We start from the raw sequence: 16,155 nt of genomic DNA on the forward strand, positions 1-16,155 counted from the left end.
TCTCACCTGCTGCGTTGCGCGGTGGCGCGGCGCGCTGCCGTGCCATTGCGCAGCCAGAGATTCAGTTCCTGCAAGCTGTCGATGTTCAGCAACGCCAAAATAAGACGGTCCAGCCGCGCATCATCCAGCATTCCCAACCGGCGTTGCAGCGCGAGCGGTATGCGCCCGAACTTCTGCTTCAGCATCTACTGCACCAGCGCAAGCCTGGCCTGATGCCCACCTTCTCTCTTGCCTTCTCTCCTGCCTTCGAGCTTGCCTTCTCTCCTGCCTTTTTCGAAGCTCTCTTTCAGCCAACCTTCGACGATACTGGTTCGCTTGAGCATATGAACCTCCTTTCGAAAATGGGTCTGCACCGCTGCCATCCCAAACGAGCGAAGGTCAACGATCATGGCCGTGGCAAACAAATTCGCACGCAGCCGGGGGTCTGCAACTCCCTGCAGCAGCTCTTTCTGTATCGCCATGAGCTGCGGCTCAGGCTCGCGGTGAAACAGGGGTAAAAACGGTGCCAGCTCCCGCAATTCGCCCCTCAAAATCCGGGCTTCATATTCCCACAGCCGGATACTCGCCAGCCGAAATTCATTCGAAACACCGCCAAGCCGGATTTCATATTGGTCCGGGAAAACAGCCTGCCGCTTTCTCTCCAAGTAGACGATGATCACCAGCGCTGGCACCTTCAAAAGATACTGCAAGGCCAGGGCCTTGAGCGCAAAAGTTGGCAACTCTCCCCGCCTGGGTTGCAGCATGGCCTCCAGGATCACGGCATAAACCCTGCGCCTCTCCCGCACCAGCAGCACCTTGTCCCCGCGCAATTCGGGCAGATTGATCTGTGGGTCCGGCAACTCCTGCAACACGATTTTCCGCTTGCGACCAAAAAGCAAATCCCAAAAGCAGCCCGGCGTGAGCGCGAGCACGGTCTTGAACGCCCGGTCGATATCGTGCAAGGTTCCCCTCCCAATTGAATGAAGTGCCGGTGCGACAAGGTTCCACTCTGGCGGCGCCAAGCTCGCCAAGTTTTCGCGGAGCGCATGACTGCAGCCGAATTTTGACAAAACCAACAAGCCACAGCCGGAACATTTTCGCAAATGTTCCCACTTGCCGATGCACGGGGCGTCAGATGGCGGATGCCCCTTGGATGCTCTCCAACTCCTGTTTGACGTTTGCCACCAGGCCGCCACTTTGAATGATGCGCCGCATCACCGGCGGCAGGGCCGCGGCCTGGTAGGTGGTGCCGTCCAGCGTGACGGTGGCGGCGGCCAGATCGAGCTGCAGCAAATCACCGTCCCGCACACGGCGATAAAACTCCTCGTCAGGCAGAATCAAAAACGGCAGCGCTTCATTTACCAGGTTGCGCTTGTGAATGTAGGCGAAACTCCTGGCGATCACCGCCTGCACGCCGGCACCCTTGAGCGCCCACACGGCATGCTCGCGACTGGAGCCGCTGCCCCAGCCTTCGCCGGCGACGATGATATTCTCACCAGCGGCCACGCGCTGCACAAAGTCCGGCCGAAAGTAATGAAAAGCCTTGGCGCCGATTTCCTTCAGGTCGGAGAGATGGCAGAATTCGCCGGCAATTATGGCATCGGTGTCAACATGATCGCCGAACAGTTGCGCCCGTCCGGTGAGAAGGGCGGGCGGCGCCTGACCGGCCGCGACGCGGCCGGCCTCTGTTACCGTACCGGCGGCCGGCGGCCGGGGGTTCGTGTACACGACTTCCGGCAATCCGCTTTTCGCACTCATGAGCCGGCTGACGCGATCGCGATCGAGGCGTGCGAGGTCCGGCCGCGGATCCGAAATTTTCAAATCGAATGCCGAGGCTGCCACTGTCAGCGCCGAGGCCAGCCAGGCAATACTGCCCTTTCCCATGCGATTGGGAAAGTTGCGATTCTGCGAAGAGAGCCAAACCTCCCCCGGCTGGGCGCGCTCACTGGCGATGCCGAGACACATGCTGCATCCCGGTTCGTTGATACGAAAACCGGCGCGGCGATAGATCTCCAACAGCCCCTTCTCCTGCAGATGCTGTGCGATTTCCAGGCTGCCGGGAACGACGATGCGATTGGGAGAGGCCACCGGCTGTTTGCCTTGTTCCAGTGCAGCCTCGAGCACCAGCGCGGCGAGTATCAGCTCCTCCTCAGTGGTGGTGCAGGCGCCGATGAAACAGCCATCGAGTGGCTGGCCGGCAACCGCGGTGACGCTCACGACATTATCCGGCGAGTACGGCCTGGCCACTTGCGGTTCCAGACCGGCCAGGTCGATGCGAAAGGTGGCGACATAGGCCGCATCGGCATCCGCCGTGAACCACCAGCCGCCTTCGCGAAATTGCGGATCGCGGCGCTGCTGCATGGTTTGCCGCACGCGGCCGTCGGCGGGGAAGATGCCGTTGAGTCCGCCCAATTCGGCGGTCATGTTGGCAATGGTGAAGCGAAAGTCGGTGGAAAAATCCTCGAGATGATCGCCGCTGAATTCCACCGTGCGCTCCATCGCCACGGTGTTGCGGCCCAACTGCCCGAGGGTCTTGAGGATCACATCCTTGCCGGTGAGGCCAAAGGGCAGGGCGCCGGCATAATGCACGCGAATCGCCTCGGGCACCTGCAGCCAGGAATAGCCGCGCACCATGGCGGCGACAATGTCCGCGCCGCCCAGGCCGATCGCCAGTGCCGCCATGCCACCATGCGAGCTGGTGTGGGAATCCGCGCCCAGCACGATTTCGCCCGGTCGCACCAGTTGCCGAAAGAACTCGGTGTGCATGATGGTTTGGTTGGCGTCATAGAAATACTTCAGCTTCGCCTCCCGTGCAAAGCCGCGCGCGAGTTGCACCAGGTTTTGCGTGCGTGTGTCGGAGGCCAGCGTGCCGGCATCAACCGTATGATCGAGTGCCAGGTAAAAACGGTCCCGGTTGAACAACGGCGGCCGGCCGAGCGCCTCGTAGGTCAGGTTCATGCCGTTCCACGCCAGTTCGCTGGCGATCGTCCAATCCACCGTGATGGCAAGAATATCACCGGCCTGGACGTCATTCCTCTCCCAGCCCAAAGCATGCTGCAGAAGGATTTTTTCAGTCAGTGTCATCGGACGAGGGGAAGTCATGCCCGCCACCCAAAGAGAAAAGTTTGCTGCTGCTCCGCCGTTGGATTGTAAGAAATCAGCCCCGCCTTTCCTGCGGCTGATTGGCGCATGACGCGCGACGGCAATATAAAATCGCCTGCTGCCGAATGCAACCCTGTTGTCAGCGCTGCGGGGTGCCGCGGCTCATTTGGCGGCCTCGCCCGGCCATGCCGTGCCCAGCCAATCCGCATAGATTCGCTTTTGCAGGTCGGTGGGATTACTGCTGTGCCTGACGATGATCTCCGGCACCGGCGGTGCCGCCAGCTTCACCTGAAAGTGGCGCAATTTTTCATGACGAAAGACGGTGAGCCGAATTTCCTCGCCGACTTTGTAATCCGCCAGCCGCTCCGTCAACTGCTCGGCGCGAATGCGATAATCATTGAGCGCCACCAGTTCGTCGCCGGTGTTCAGGCCGGCGGTGTGGGCCGGTGAGCCGGCCAGCACCGCAGTGATCAGGGTGCGGCCCTCCCGTTCCGCCGCGGTGAGGCCGAGCCACGGCCTGGGCGGATTGGCGGTGACTTCCTGTACTTCCAGACCGGCATAGCCCAAAAATGCGGCGAAATCAATTTCCTCCGTGCCGCGCACATAGCGCGCAAAAAAATCTTCATAGCTGCCTTCGCCCACTTCTTCCACCAGGCGCTGAAAATCTGCCGGCGTAAAACCCGGGCCGGAGAGGGGAAAGGCCTGATACATCCGCCGCAGCACCTGATCGAGCGAACCGCGGTTCTGCGTGCGCTGGCGGATTTCGAGGTCGAGGATCAGGCTGACATCGCTGCCCTTGTCGTAGTAGCTCACCTCGCGATTCTGGCTGTCTTCCCCATCCCTCCAAAATTTGATCCAGGCGTCGAAACTGGCTTCCTCCAGCGACTGCACTTTGCGCCCCGGCCGGCGCCGGTCGTTCTCAATCATCCTGCCGAGTTCGGCCAGGAACGACGGAACAGAGCGCAGGCCCTGGCGCCGGAGCAAAAGCGCGGTATAATAGTCGGTCATGCCTTCACTGATCCACAAGCAGGGGGTATAGTTCTCCCTGGTGAAATCAAACGGATGAATGCCGGCCGGCCGCAGTTGCTTCACGTTCCAGGTGTGAAAGAATTCATGCATCGCCAGGCTGGTAAAACGGTCATACCCGGATTCATTGCGGAACCCGAACGGATTGATTCCCATGATGGTGGAATTGATATGCTCCGTGCCACCTCCCATGCCAGGCGCACTGTGCACGAGAAAAGTGTAGTGCTCATAGGGGAGATCACCCCAAAACTTGAAACAGGCTTCCACCACCTGCCGCAGCCGATCGAGCAACTTGTCCTTCTCCCAGTTGCCTTCGCCAAAAATGCTGAGGATGTGCTTTTTGCCCCGCACCTGAAAGGGAAAATCCTGTTGCGTGCCAATTTCCAGCGGGCAGTCGATGAAGTAATCGTAGTTCGGTGCTTGAAACAAATTCGGCTTGCCGGGCACGCGCTCCAGGCCGGTGGTCACGTGCCAATCCCCAAACGGCTCGACCTGCAGGGTCAGCGGCAGGCGGCGGAATTTTTCGACATACATGAAGACTGCCGTTCCACTGACGAAACCGTGCTGATCATTCAAGCCGCGGGTGCGGTCTCTGAACTCATTGGCGTAAACCTTGTATCGCACCGTCACCATTGGCTGGCCCTGGGTTGCAACGCGCCAGGTGGTTTTGTCGATCTTGTGCCAGGGCAGGGGGGTCGCATTCCCTGCGCCGGCGTGGGCGGAGAACTCCTGCACGCCGCCGGCGAAGTCGAAAATCACGTAGCGGCCCGGCCGCCACACCGGCATGACGAAATCAAGCAGGGTGTCTTCCCGGGCTGGCGAGGCAACACGCATCTCGACTTCGAAAAGGTGTGTGTGTGGTTGTGACATGGCGAGACGATAGTGAATCGTTGGCGCGGAACTTACAGACGGTGCGTTCATGACGGCAAGCCCCATGCTTGTGATCAAGAACAACAGGGTGGGAGCGTTCATGCTACTCTTCGTCCATTTGCAAAATGAGAGGCGGCAAGGCAAGGGCCGGGGTTGGCGCAACACCGTGGCGCTGCCTTGCTTCACCGCGGGCATTTTTTGCCGAATGATAATTCAAAATCACCCCAGATGCAAGCCTCGGTCGGCGGCATGCGTGGCAGGTTGCGGGATTTCATCTTTGCTTTTAGAACTCAAATTCTTACATTGCGCCGCGAAAAAACCGGCCGGAAAACCATCGGGCAAGGCATGGCATATCGGATTGCTGCAATTGGAACCTTCATCCGCGACACCATCATCACACTGGCACAGCAGGAAGTGCCAAGCATCGGCGGTCTTTATCACACCTGCGCCTTTCTCGCCAGCCTGGCGCGGCCTTCCACTGTCATCCTGCCATGCTGCCGCATTGGCACGGACTTCTACGATGAGGTGGTGGCGGCGCTGACACGTTTCGGCCCGCAGGTGAGCTTCGACCTGGTGCAGCGTGTGCCGCAACCCAACACCCGGGTGACGCTGGTCTATCGCAGCGCCGAAACGCGCGACGAAAGCACCTCGCCGCCCATGCCAGCCCTCGGTCACGATGAACTCACGGCTGTCAAAAATTGTGATGCCGCCCTGGTCAATCTCATCACCGGCAGGGATGTGGAATTGCCGGCGCTGCAATGGCTGAAGGCGCAATCGCCGCGACCGCTCATCTACCTGGACGTGCATTCCCTGGCGCTCGGCATCGCGCCCGGTGGCGGACGCTTCTACCGTGCCATCCCGCAGGCGGCAGGCTGGCTGCAGGCCGCCGACATTCTGCAGATGAACGAGAAAGAGGCGGCCACGCTGCTCGGCCGCGAAGGGGAGCAGGCGGATTTGACCGCTTTCAGCGAACGAGTGGTGGCCCAAGGCCCGACGATTTGCCACATCACGCTGGGCAGCCGCGGCTCGCTGCTGTGTTATCGTGAACGCGGCACGATTCAGCGGGTGTTCATTGCGCCGGAGGTGCGGGCAAAGGCGGTTGACATCATCGGGTGTGGCGACGCCTTTGGTGCGGCCTTTCTTCATCACTATCTCGAACACGGTGACGTGCTGGCTGCTGCCCGTTTTGCCAACCGGGTGGCCGCCCTGAACACCACTTTTTGGGGTTCGCTTACGCCGGAGTTGTTCCGGTCGCATGTGCAGCCCTATCTGCACGCCTGAGCCTGTGCAGGCGGCAATGTTGGCACCCGCCGGAGGAAAATGTGAGCATGACGGCCCGCCCCTGTTGCAAAAGCTGCAGATTGGGCATGCCCCCGGTTCAGCCAGGGCGAAACGTTTCCGGCCAATCGTGAACCAACATGAGATGCCCGGATTGAGCAGCAATCAGGAGGATTCTTTGACGACCATGAAACTGATGCGCAAACGTGTTTTGATCACCGGTGCCAATGGTTTGCTCGGTCAAAACCTGTTGCACGTCTTCGCGCAGAATTACGATTGCACTGCCAGCGGCCGCAACCCGGAGTTTGTGGCGGCACGGCCGGAGGTGAGCTACCGGCCCTGCGACATCACGCGGCGCGCCGAAGTGGTCAAACTGGTGCGCGAAGTGATGCCCAACTTCATCATCAATGCCGCCGCGTTCACCGATGTTGACGGCAGTGAGCAACAACGTGAGGCCTGCTGGCAGGTCAATGCCACCGCCGTCGGCTATCTCAGCGAGGCGGCCCGCCAGGTTGGGGCGCGACTGATCCACGTCAGCACCGATTATGTCTTTGACGGCACCAGCGGGCCCTACACCGAGGCGCATCGTCCCAATCCCCTGGGTTTTTACGGCCGTGCCAAGCTGGCGGGCGAGAATGCGGTGATTGGCAGCGGGGCCTCTTATGCCATTGCGCGCACGATGGTGTTGTATGGGCACGGCCGCCGGCTCAGGCCGAATTTCGTCACCTGGCTGATCGGGCAACTGCGGAACGGCAATGCCGTGCGCATCGTCACCGATCAATTCGGCAATCCCACACTCGCCAGCGAACTGGCCGCGGCGCTGCGCGTGCTGGCGGAAGCGGGCCGCGATGGCATCTATCACATTTGTGGCCGGGAAATCATCGACCGCTATCATTTTGCCCTGAAAATTGCGGAAGTCTTCGCTCTCAACGCCAGACTGATTGCGCCGATTCGCACCGTGGATTTGAAGCAGCAGGCACCCCGGCCGATGCATTCGGGCTTCGACATCTCCAAGGCGGTGCAGGAGCTGGGGATTGCGATGTCCGGCGTGGTCGAGGGTCTGCAGAAATTCAAACGGGAGAGCGCGGACGGCCAGGCGGCATGAATGCCGAGCGGCGGTGCGGTCCCCAGCGCCGAGGGCGAGCCCGATCCGAAAGGATCAGCGGCGGCAAGGACCAGAGGGCCGGCGCGCACCGGTCGCGAGAATATCGCCACGGCCATCGGGTTTTCCCATGCATGAAGGAGTGTGACCTGAAAGCTCCCATCCAGCAGCATGTGTTGGTGGTGATTCCAACCTTCAATGAAGCCGGGAATATTGACCTGCTCTTGGACCGCCTGTTCGGCCTCAATATCCCGACCCTGCATGTTTTGATCGTGGACGACAACTCGCCGGATGGCACCGCGGAACTGGTGGCGCGGCGTTGCCGGCATGAACCACGGCTGCACCTGCTGCCTCGCGAGAAGAAAATGGGTCTCGGCACCGCCTATGTCGCGGGTTTCAAATTCGCGCTGCAAAACGGCTTCGATTTGATCTTCGAAATGGATGCCGACCTCTCACACAACCCGGAGGATATCCCCCGTTTTCTCAGCAAGGCCGGCGAATACGACCTGGTGATCGGCTCACGCTATCTCACCGGCGTCAACGTCACCAACTGGCCGCTTTCCCGGCTGCTGCTCAGCCTGTTTGCGAATGCCTACACCCGCATCATCACCCGCATGCCGATTCATGACTGCACCAGCGGCTTCAAGTGCTTTCACCGCCGCGTGCTGGAGGCCATCGCGCTGGACAACATTGTTTCCAACGGCTATGCTTTCCAGATCGAACTGCACTACAAAGCCTGGCGCAAAGGCTTTCGCATCTGTGAAATTCCCATCGTTTTCACCGAGCGCCTGGCGGGCAAGTCGAAAATGTCCCGCCAGATTCAACTGGAGGCTGCCAGGATGGTTTGGCGCCTGAAGCTGCGCGATTTGCTGGGCAAGCTCAACGCTTGAGCCCGCGCCGGGCAACACGTGGCGGCTGCCCGCGGCAAAATCTTTCAGCTCATGCAGACTCCAACCCTCTCACCGGACAATCTCGAGCGGCATCCCCGGGCCGGGGCGCCGGCGCGCCGGCCTGCGGAACCGGCCAGTGCACCGGATTTTTCGATCATCATCGTGAGTTACAACGTCCGCGAATTTCTGCGGCAGGCGCTGCTGTCGGTGCGCCGCGCGCTGGCGGGTCTCTCGGCGGAAATTTTCGTGGTCGATAATGCCTCGGATGACGGTTCCGCGGCCATGGTGCGTGCGCAGTTTCCGGAATGCGTGCTGCTCGAGAATGCCAGGAATCTCGGCTTTGCCGCGGCCAACAATCTGGCGCTGGCGCAGAGTCGCGGCCGCTTTGTGGTTTTGCTCAATCCCGATACCGTGGTGCAGGAGGATACTTTCAGCGCCATTCGGGATTTCCTGCTCGCGCATCCCGCAACCGGCCTGGTGGGCTGCAAGGTCTTGAATCCTGACGGCTCGCTGCAGCTTGCCTGTCGCCGCAGCTTTCCGACGCCCTGGGTGGCCTTCACCAAGCTCTCCGGTTTGAGCGCCCTGTTCCCGCGCAGCCGCTGGTTCGGCCGCTACAATCTCACCTATCTGCCGGAGGATGAAACCTGCGAGGTCGAGGCGATTTCCGGCTCCTTCATGGTGGCACGGCGGGAAGCCATGGCGCAAGTGGGGTTGCTGGATGAGGCGTTCTTCATGTATGGCGAGGATCTCGACTGGTGCTTCCGTTTTCGTGCCGCCGGCTGGCAGATTCACTATTTCCCCGGCACGCAAATCGTCCACTTCAAGGGCGAAAGTTCCAAGCGCAGCAGCCTGGACAGCCTGCGGGCGTTCTATCAGGCCATGGGATTGTTCGTGCGCAAGCATTTTCGGCGGCGCATGTTCATCATCACCTACTGGCTGCTGCACGCCGCGATCTGGGTGCGCGCCCTCATGGCCTTCGCCAAGTCCGCGTTCGACCGGCTGGCGCTGCCGCTGCTCGATTTGTTCATCCTGCAGCTCAATCTGGGGCTGGCCATCTGGCTGCGGTTCGAGCGCAGCTCCGTGCTCACCCACTACCTGGTCGTCGATCTCGTCTACTCCTTCGTCTGGCTCACCTGCCTGGCGCTGTTCGGCTGCTACCAGCGCGCGCGCTTTTCTTCTTATCAGGCGCTGGTGGCCACCCTCACGGGCTTTCTCATCAACGCCAGCCTGACCTATTTCTTCAAACAATATGCCTTCTCACGCCAGGTGGTGTTGCTGGCAGGCGTTCTCAATCTCATCCTGCTGGCCGGCTGGCGGCTGCTGGTGAAAGTGCTTTACCATCTCGGCATCGGGACTTTCAGCGGGACCGTGGGCCGCACCCTGCTGGGCACACGCACGCTGATCGTGGGCGATTTCCCTTCCGATGTGCCGCTGGTGGAGCGGCTCAAGCTCAACTTCGGCGGCAGCTATGAGCTGGTGGGGCTGGTGAGTCTGGAGCCGGCGCAAATCGGGCAAACGTTCGCCGGCTTGCCGGTGATTGCCGCCTTGCCCGGGCTGGACACCCTGCTGCAAGCCGGCAACGTGCCGCGGATTCAGCAGATCATTTTCTCCACCCAGCGCGTGCCGTTTGACCGCATCATGCGCGCCATGTCCCGCAGCCGCCGGCATCAGGTGAGCTTCAAACTCGTACCCAGCCATCTCGATGTCATCATCGGCAAATCCGGCATCGATGATATTGCGCAAGTGCCGCTGATTGAAATCGAAAACCGGCTGGCGCGCACCCTGCCGCGCCTGAGCAAGCGCGGCTTCGACCTCGGGCTGGCGGCACTGGCACTCGTGCTGCTCGCACCATTTTTCCTGATACGGCTGCTGCTGGTGCGACGCTGCGAGACGGTGGAAATTGCCATGCCGCCGCAGCCGCCGCTGCGCCTGTGGCATCTTGCGGGGGGCAGCCGGATTGACCGCTGGCCCTGGCTGTTGGCAATTTTGCGCGGCCGTCTCACCTGGGTGGGCCGCGAGCTCTGGGAGGACGCCGCCGATTTCGAACGTGTGCGCGGCCTCGGCCTGCTGCCCGGCCTCACCGGTCTGGCGCAGGTGAGCAAGCGCAAAATCCCCCTTTCACAAGAAGAAAAAGATAAGTATTATTTGTACTACGTTACACACTACAGTCCGCTGCTCGATCTGGAGATTCTGTTTCGCGCTTTCTTTCGAATTTAATGACTTGTTGCCTGAGTTCGCAGGAGGGGCTCGCAAAACGTCCTGCCGGCGAATGTTGTGAAAGACCGGGCCGCCTGCCGGGATCTTCGCAGGTGCTTCGCCGGATCACCATGAAAAGGGATCTTGTGCCACCGCGAAAACGCCGCAATGCAGGCCGGCAGACCAACAAGAGGCCGGCGTCGGGATTTTTCAGGCAACAGGGCATGAGTAAACTTTCTGCGCACGGTGGCGCAGACCATCCCCAAACTCCCCAAACTCGCAAAAGGAACGACCACCATGAGCGGTTTCATGCTCGAATTTGAACGCCCGATCGCGGAGCTGGAGAAGCGCATTCAAGAGATGCGCGAATACGACGCCGCCGCCAATGCCGGTCTGGGGGAGGAAATCCGCAAACTCGAGGAAAAAGCCAGACGACTGCGCGAGGAAACCTACGCCAAACTCACCCGCTGGCAGCGCGTCCAGCTCGCCCGCCATCCGCAACGGCCTTACACCCAGGATTACATCGACCGCATGATCGACGATTTCGTCGAGCTGCATGGCGATCGCGCTTTCGGCGATGATCCCGCCATCATTGCCGGCCTCGGCCGGCTGGGGCCGCATTATGTCTTCATTGTGGGCCAGCAAAAAGGCCGCGATACCAAACAAAAACTCTACCGCAATTTCGGCATGCCGCACCCCGAAGGCTATCGCAAAGCCCTGCGCATCATGAAACTCGCCGCGAAATTCCAGCGGCCGATCATCTCACTCGTCGATACGCCGGGCGCCTATCCCGGCATTGGTGCGGAAGAACGCGGCCAGGCCGAAGCGATTGCGCGCAACCTGCTCGAAATGTCCCACCTGCCGGTGCCGATCATCGTGGTGATCGTGGGTGAAGGCGCCAGCGGCGGCGCGCTCGGCATCGGGGTGGGTGACCGGGTGTGGATGCAGGAGAACACCTGGTATTCCGTCATTTCGCCGGAAGGCTGCGCCGCCATTCTCTGGCACGACAGCACCAAGGCCGAGCAGGCCGCGGAAGCCATGAAAATCGGTGCCAGCGATTTGATCAAACTCGGCATCATCGATGCCATCATCGCCGAACCCAAGGGCGGCGCGCATCGCGATTATGATGAAGCGGCGCGCATTCTCAAAGAGTGTCTGATCTTCGAGCTGGACAAGCTCATCAAGATTCCGCCGGAGGAACTGGTGGAGCAGCGCATCGCCAAGTACGGCCGCATGGGGTTCTTCGAAAGGATTTAGTCTCTTGAGCGTTGAATCCGTGTAAAAAGGCAAAAATTTTCCCAACTGATGAAAAATCCAACGGCCAACATTTTAACAGTTGGGCTCTTCTCTCGGCTGGAATTTTCATCTTGGCTGCGGCTTGCCCACGTTGGGGTGCCGGTCTTCATACCCATAAACTGCCCCGCTGCAGGTCATGCAGGAAGAGGCCCGTGCCGGATGCCGCCACCCTGCCGGGCTTTGCACGAGATCACCATGAAAATGCCGCAGTGCAGGCTTCCAATCTGTATGCAGACACGAGGTCTGCCTGACATTTTCATCCCGATGGATGCCAATACGGACATGGCAATTGCAGCGAATATGCGTAACCCGGGCTGCCAGCCCAATGTCGCCCACTTTGCAAGCACAGCGAAAAACTCTCGGGCACAGACGCGAGGCCGCACAGTTTGTGGAAAGATTTTTAAACCACAAAACCCGCCGGGAGCACGAAAGAAATCTTTCCAGCCTTTGTGATCCTGGTGGTGCTGAGACGGGTATTGGGCAATGCTTCCAGAAAAGCACTTTGCGGCTCCGCGGCTTTGCCTTTGTTTTTGTCCAGGAGACACATGCCGATCCACATCAAAAGTCCCGCCCTCATTCCAGCCGCCGGCAACAAACCCAAGCGCATCGAGGAATTCGTCGGGCGGGTCAATACCCAGACGGCCACCGTCAGCATTGCGCGCATGCGCAGCCCCGCCGGCTGGAGCGAGCCGGGCCAAACTCCAGAGTTCGAGGAATACACCGTGGTGCTCGCCGGCATGCTGCGCGTCACCACCAAAACTGGCGTCCACGAGGTCAGGGCCGGTGAGGCCGTGATCGTTCCGCGCGGCGAGTGGGTGCAGTACAGCACGCCGGGCGCGGAGGGCGCGGAATACCTGGCCGTGTGCCTGCCAGCCTTCTCCCCGGAAATCGTGCATCGCGACGGGGAGTGAGCCATTCTCGACAAGCAAAGGCACCCTCCTCTTGCAGGCCTTCTGCCGTTTTGCCTGCCTGGTCGTGCTGTCATCAGGAGGCGCGCATCGCCCGGGTGCGTGCCACTACAAAACTGTTGACCTTCCCACCAAAAGCAGCCGGCATCGCCTGCGCGGCCTGCCCGGCAAGGATGATGCGCGGGTTTGCCACCCTGCGCCGGTCACCGGCGGGTGGCAAGGTTTATCTGTAAATGATCAACACGCGACTGCGCCGGAGTTTTCCAAAGTATCACGGGGCTGGGGGAGCGGAAGGGTTCCGCAGCAACGACTGAGTGGTTGCGGGAAGATTGGCACCAAAAGCTGAAGGTTCCAAAGCTTGGCGTGTTGCAGCGAATTTTGATGAGTCTGATCCGGGGGCAAGCCGCTGCGGGAACGCTTGCGGCAGGGAGGGGTGGGAAGCGCTCTGCGCTTTGCCGGCACAGGCCGTGCGTCAGGTCCGATCAAATGAACACAAGCAGCCGGCGCTGAGCATTGCCTGGTGCCGGCTGCTTGCCAGCGTTGCCTTTTGCCAGAGCAAGCCACCGGACATGATCGAAAACAATCTGCATCTGCGCGTGCGTTATGCCGACACCGACAAAATGGGCGTGGCATACTATGCCAACTACTTCAAGTGGTTCGAGGCCGGCCGCACGGAAATGCTGCGCGCCACCGGCCTGCCCTATGCCGAAATCGAGCAGTTGGGCGTGGCCCTGCCCGTCACGGAGGCCTGCTGCACCTATCGCAAGCCGGCCCACTACGATGATCTTCTGCGCATCGTCAGCCGCCTGCGTGAGTTCCCGCGCGCCAGCCTGCGCATCGAGTATGAAATTTTCAACCAAAACGACGAGCTGCTGGCGAGCGGCCACACCACCCATGTTTTCATCAATGCCGACGGCAGGCCGGTGCGGCCACCGCGGATTTTTTTGCAAACGCTGCGACCCTTCTTCGAAAAGACGGCGTGAGACGGCGGGCAACTGACCATACCGCCCCCGCAGCCCGGGCTAATTTGCGCGCCGCAAGCGTTGCGGCTGTGCGCCGGGCACGCGCGCAATTTCGCCGATGACCTCCAGATGCAATTTGACCGTGGTGGTGTGCCACGGCAACGAGCCAATCGTTTGCAACTCCTCCGCGGCAAGCTGTTGTCGCACCAGCCCGGCAAGCTTGCGGAACTCGACGCTGGTTTTGTTTTTGGGGACGGCACGACGAATGGCCCGGCGCAGCATTTCATACTTCCACCGATCGATGTGGGTGCCCTGCTTGCCCGGTGTGGGCGTCAAACACAGCATTTTGCCGGCAGTTTTCTTCATGACAGATGTCTCAACAAAAATTGCCGACCGTAAGAAGCAAAACGCCGCGCGCGACTTGTTCCCGGCCGGGCGGGGGCTGAAAAGTCGCATTGCGATCTCGCACGAAACGTCTCTGCGCAGGCGCCACCCTGCTCAGGGCTGCCACACTTGATTGCTGCGGTCGATGTCCGGAAAATCGTTGCGCGCGTCGATCGCCACGCGCCGCACAGCGGGCTCGCGGGCAACCCGCAGGCTTTGACGCCGGCCGCCTGCCAGCCACGACGCTTCTGACAGCCAATGCTCCTCGACGGTGCCATCCACGCGGGTAATCGTGAGCGGCACCGGCATGGCGGCCAGTCCGCGATCTTCAATGATAATCTCCAGGGAATCACCCACCGTTTGAACCGCTGCAATCGCCTGGTCGAGCGTCCAGGTTTCATAGAACCAGATGCGCCAGAACCACGAGAGATCCCGGCCGCTGACATCATTGCAGGTGTTGAAAAAGTCGTACGGTTGAGGATGCTTGTTCTGCCAGCGTTTTCCGTATTCCCGGTAGGCACGCAGAAAGGTTTCTTCGCCGAGAATGGCCTGCAGGGCAAACAAAACCTGTGCGGTTTTGTTGTAAGGCAGGGCATAATAAAGATCCGCAGCCGGAAAGAGATCGCCGTGCCGCATGAGTTCGACTTCGCGGCCGGCGCGCGCGATGGCAAGGTAGCTTTCCCGTCCCATCACCGCACGGTCAAAGTTGAAGAGTTGCTTCACGCCCTTTGCGCTGTTGAATTGCGTCAGGCCTTCGTCCTGCCAGGGGTGGCGGGTTTCATTGGAGCCGACGTGCATGGGAAACCACATGTGGCTGATCTCATGCATCAGGTTGCCGGCCAGACGCAGCGTGTCCTGATAGTTCTGAATCACGGTCAGCATGGGATATTCCATGCCGCCGCCGTCCAGAACACCTGCAACGGCCGTCATGTGGGGATAGGGATAGGGCCACAACAAGCGGGAGAGAAATTCGGTCGCCAGCCGGCTGTAGCGTGCCCCATGAACCCAGGCGCTTGCGGCAGGGCTTTCGCGGTAGAAGCAGTGAATGGCAACTGTTTGAGAGGACCCGGCGGAGCCGGTCCGCGCGCGGGTGGCGTCCCAGCGGAAGCGTGCGCTGGTGGCCCAGGCGAAATCACGCACCTGGCGGGCACGAAAATGCCAGAGCTGGCTGTGCTTGTCGTTCTGACGAAAAGCGTGGGCGCGTTCGGCGGGCGTGGTGACGGTGACGATCGCATCGCTGCTGGCCGCCTGCTCGAGCCTGGCCAGGGTGGTGGCGGAAAAAATTTCGCGGGCATTCTGCAGCGTGCCGGTGGCAGCCACCAGCCAGCCCTGCGGCACGGTGAGGCGAACATCGTAGTCGGCATAGCCCATGTAGAATTCCGACTGCCCGAGATAGGGATCGGCAACCCAGCCCGAGACATCATCATAAACGGCAAGCTGGGGATACCAGTAGCCGAGGATAAAGACTTCGCCATCCTGGCCCTGGCGGCCGTCGCCCGGCGCCGGTGGCGGCGCAAAGGACCATGCCATGGCAATCGTCACGCTGTCGTGGGGCAGCAGTTTTGCGGGCAGGCGCAGCCGCAGCAGCGTGCCCGTGATGGTGTAGCCCGCTTCAAAATTGTTCCGGCTTGAAAAAAAGAGCGGCATGCCATTGACGGCCACGTGCTGAAGCGACATGCCCTCCGTGAGGGGAAGTTGGGTGTTGCGCAGAGCGCCGGCGCGAAACACGTTTTGTCGCAGGTGAAACGCGAGCGTGTGCAGGGTGTCCGGCGAATGATTGAAATAGTGAATCGTCGCGCTGCCACTCAGGTGGTTGGCAACCGGATCGAGCATCGCCTGCAACTGATATTTCGCGTATTGCTGCCAGTAATGCGGTCCCGGACGGCCGCTGCGGGTGCGTGTGCCGCGTGCCACGGCGCGGCTGAACTGCACGCTTTCGAAAACGGGATAGGGACGGGGACGGGAAGGTGGAGGGGTTTGTGCCAGGGTCGTGGAGATCAGCAGGAGAACGAGCAGGCCGGTCAGGCGTTTCATAACCAGGGCTCTCCACATGAGATATGAGGAAACGGCCTCCATGCAACAGGCCCGTGCGGGTGACGCCTGGAGGCACGCGGCCGAAAGAGGCAGGACAAAATCACCAGGAGACTGCAGCCGCGCCGGGA

The 16,155-nt window shown here is 60.7% G+C and carries 13 protein-coding genes; 7 read left to right on the forward strand and 6 right to left on the reverse strand.

The window, feature by feature from the left end; all coding sequences use genetic code 11:
• Positions 1–2: 2 nt before the first annotated feature.
• The 4 genes from ONB52_14605 to ONB52_14620 all read right to left on the reverse strand — a co-directional run bounded on the left by ONB52_14605 (position 3) and on the right by ONB52_14620 (position 5,079).
• Entirely contained in the window at positions 3–185 is a 183-nt protein-coding gene (locus ONB52_14605; protein ID MDZ7417366.1) for a DUF4351 domain-containing protein, read from the reverse strand.
• Positions 186–1,175, reverse strand: coding sequence for a hypothetical protein (locus tag ONB52_14610; GenBank protein MDZ7417367.1), 990 nt, complete (start codon positions 1,173–1,175; stop codon positions 186–188). It lies immediately after the preceding gene.
• Positions 1,111–3,081: an aconitase family protein gene (locus ONB52_14615; protein ID MDZ7417368.1), complete on the reverse strand. Its 1,971-nt coding sequence runs from the start codon at positions 3,079–3,081 to the stop codon at positions 1,111–1,113. The genes ONB52_14610 and ONB52_14615 overlap by 65 nt, the downstream gene beginning before the upstream one ends.
• Before the next feature lie 162 nt (positions 3,082–3,243).
• The gene (locus ONB52_14620; GenBank protein ID MDZ7417369.1) at positions 3,244–5,079 is read right to left on the reverse strand and encodes a PDZ domain-containing protein; all 1,836 of its coding nucleotides are present in this window, start codon (positions 5,077–5,079) and stop codon (positions 3,244–3,246) included.
• Between the two features lie 243 nt (positions 5,080–5,322).
• Between ONB52_14620 and ONB52_14625 the strand changes: the two genes are divergently transcribed.
• The 7 genes from ONB52_14625 to ONB52_14655 all read left to right on the forward strand — a co-directional run bounded on the left by ONB52_14625 (position 5,323) and on the right by ONB52_14655 (position 13,630).
• Positions 5,323–6,258: a carbohydrate kinase family protein gene (locus ONB52_14625; protein ID MDZ7417370.1), complete on the forward strand. Its 936-nt coding sequence runs from the start codon at positions 5,323–5,325 to the stop codon at positions 6,256–6,258.
• Between the two features lie 184 nt (positions 6,259–6,442).
• Positions 6,443–7,360 (forward strand): dTDP-4-dehydrorhamnose reductase, encoded by a 918-nt coding sequence (gene rfbD / locus ONB52_14630; protein MDZ7417371.1) that lies wholly within the window; start codon positions 6,443–6,445, stop codon positions 7,358–7,360.
• A gap of 131 nt (positions 7,361–7,491) precedes the next feature.
• On the forward strand, positions 7,492–8,247 hold the full coding sequence (locus ONB52_14635; protein ID MDZ7417372.1) for a polyprenol monophosphomannose synthase: 756 nt from the start codon (positions 7,492–7,494) through the stop codon (positions 8,245–8,247).
• Between the two features lie 51 nt (positions 8,248–8,298).
• Entirely contained in the window at positions 8,299–10,464 is a 2,166-nt protein-coding gene (locus ONB52_14640) for a glycosyltransferase (GenBank protein MDZ7417373.1), read from the forward strand.
• Positions 10,465–10,740: 276 nt separating this feature from the next.
• Positions 10,741–11,700 carry an acetyl-CoA carboxylase carboxyltransferase subunit alpha gene (locus ONB52_14645; protein MDZ7417374.1) on the forward strand — a complete coding sequence of 320 codons (960 nt, stop codon included), beginning with the start codon at positions 10,741–10,743 and terminating at the stop codon, positions 11,698–11,700.
• A gap of 584 nt (positions 11,701–12,284) precedes the next feature.
• Positions 12,285–12,650: a cupin domain-containing protein gene (locus tag ONB52_14650; GenBank protein ID MDZ7417375.1), complete on the forward strand. Its 366-nt coding sequence runs from the start codon at positions 12,285–12,287 to the stop codon at positions 12,648–12,650.
• 566 nt (positions 12,651–13,216) lie between these two features.
• A complete protein-coding gene (locus ONB52_14655; protein ID MDZ7417376.1) occupies positions 13,217–13,630 on the forward strand; it encodes an acyl-CoA thioesterase in 414 nt (137 codons plus the stop codon).
• 39 nt (positions 13,631–13,669) lie between these two features.
• On the opposite strand, the gene ONB52_14660 is transcribed toward ONB52_14655, so the two are convergent.
• Positions 13,670–13,975, reverse strand: coding sequence for a hypothetical protein (locus ONB52_14660; protein ID MDZ7417377.1), 306 nt, complete (start codon positions 13,973–13,975; stop codon positions 13,670–13,672).
• Positions 13,976–14,107: 132 nt separating this feature from the next.
• The gene (locus ONB52_14665; protein ID MDZ7417378.1) at positions 14,108–16,027 is read right to left on the reverse strand and encodes a M1 family metallopeptidase; all 1,920 of its coding nucleotides are present in this window, start codon (positions 16,025–16,027) and stop codon (positions 14,108–14,110) included.
• Positions 16,028–16,155: the final 128 nt, after the last annotated feature.

This window comes from candidate division KSB1 bacterium (assembly GCA_034506255.1).
Taxonomy (GTDB): Bacteria; Zhuqueibacterota; Zhuqueibacteria; order Zhuqueibacterales; family Zhuqueibacteraceae; genus Coneutiohabitans; species Coneutiohabitans thermophilus.

Bases quoted from the DNA above. Each gene is read 5' to 3' on its own strand.
- ONB52_14605 (MDZ7417366.1), bottom strand. From the start codon at position 185: ATGCTGAAGCAGAAGTTCGGGCGCATACCGCTCGCGCTGCAACGCCGG.
- ONB52_14615 (MDZ7417368.1), bottom strand. From the start codon at position 3,081: ATGACTTCCCCTCGTCCGATGACACTGACTGAAAAAATCCTTCTGCAG.
- ONB52_14620 (MDZ7417369.1), bottom strand. From the start codon at position 5,079: ATGAACGCTCCCACCCTGTTGTTCTTGATCACAAGCATGGGGCTTGCC.
- ONB52_14625 (MDZ7417370.1), top strand. From the start codon at position 5,323: ATGGCATATCGGATTGCTGCAATTGGAACCTTCATCCGCGACACCATC.
- rfbD (MDZ7417371.1), top strand. From the start codon at position 6,443: ATGAAACTGATGCGCAAACGTGTTTTGATCACCGGTGCCAATGGTTTG.
- ONB52_14635 (MDZ7417372.1), top strand. From the start codon at position 7,492: ATGAAGGAGTGTGACCTGAAAGCTCCCATCCAGCAGCATGTGTTGGTG.
- ONB52_14640 (MDZ7417373.1), top strand. From the start codon at position 8,299: ATGCAGACTCCAACCCTCTCACCGGACAATCTCGAGCGGCATCCCCGG.
- ONB52_14645 (MDZ7417374.1), top strand. From the start codon at position 10,741: ATGAGCGGTTTCATGCTCGAATTTGAACGCCCGATCGCGGAGCTGGAG.
- ONB52_14650 (MDZ7417375.1), top strand. From the start codon at position 12,285: ATGCCGATCCACATCAAAAGTCCCGCCCTCATTCCAGCCGCCGGCAAC.
- ONB52_14655 (MDZ7417376.1), top strand. From the start codon at position 13,217: ATGATCGAAAACAATCTGCATCTGCGCGTGCGTTATGCCGACACCGAC.
- ONB52_14660 (MDZ7417377.1), bottom strand. From the start codon at position 13,975: ATGAAGAAAACTGCCGGCAAAATGCTGTGTTTGACGCCCACACCGGGC.
- ONB52_14665 (MDZ7417378.1), bottom strand. From the start codon at position 16,027: ATGAAACGCCTGACCGGCCTGCTCGTTCTCCTGCTGATCTCCACGACC.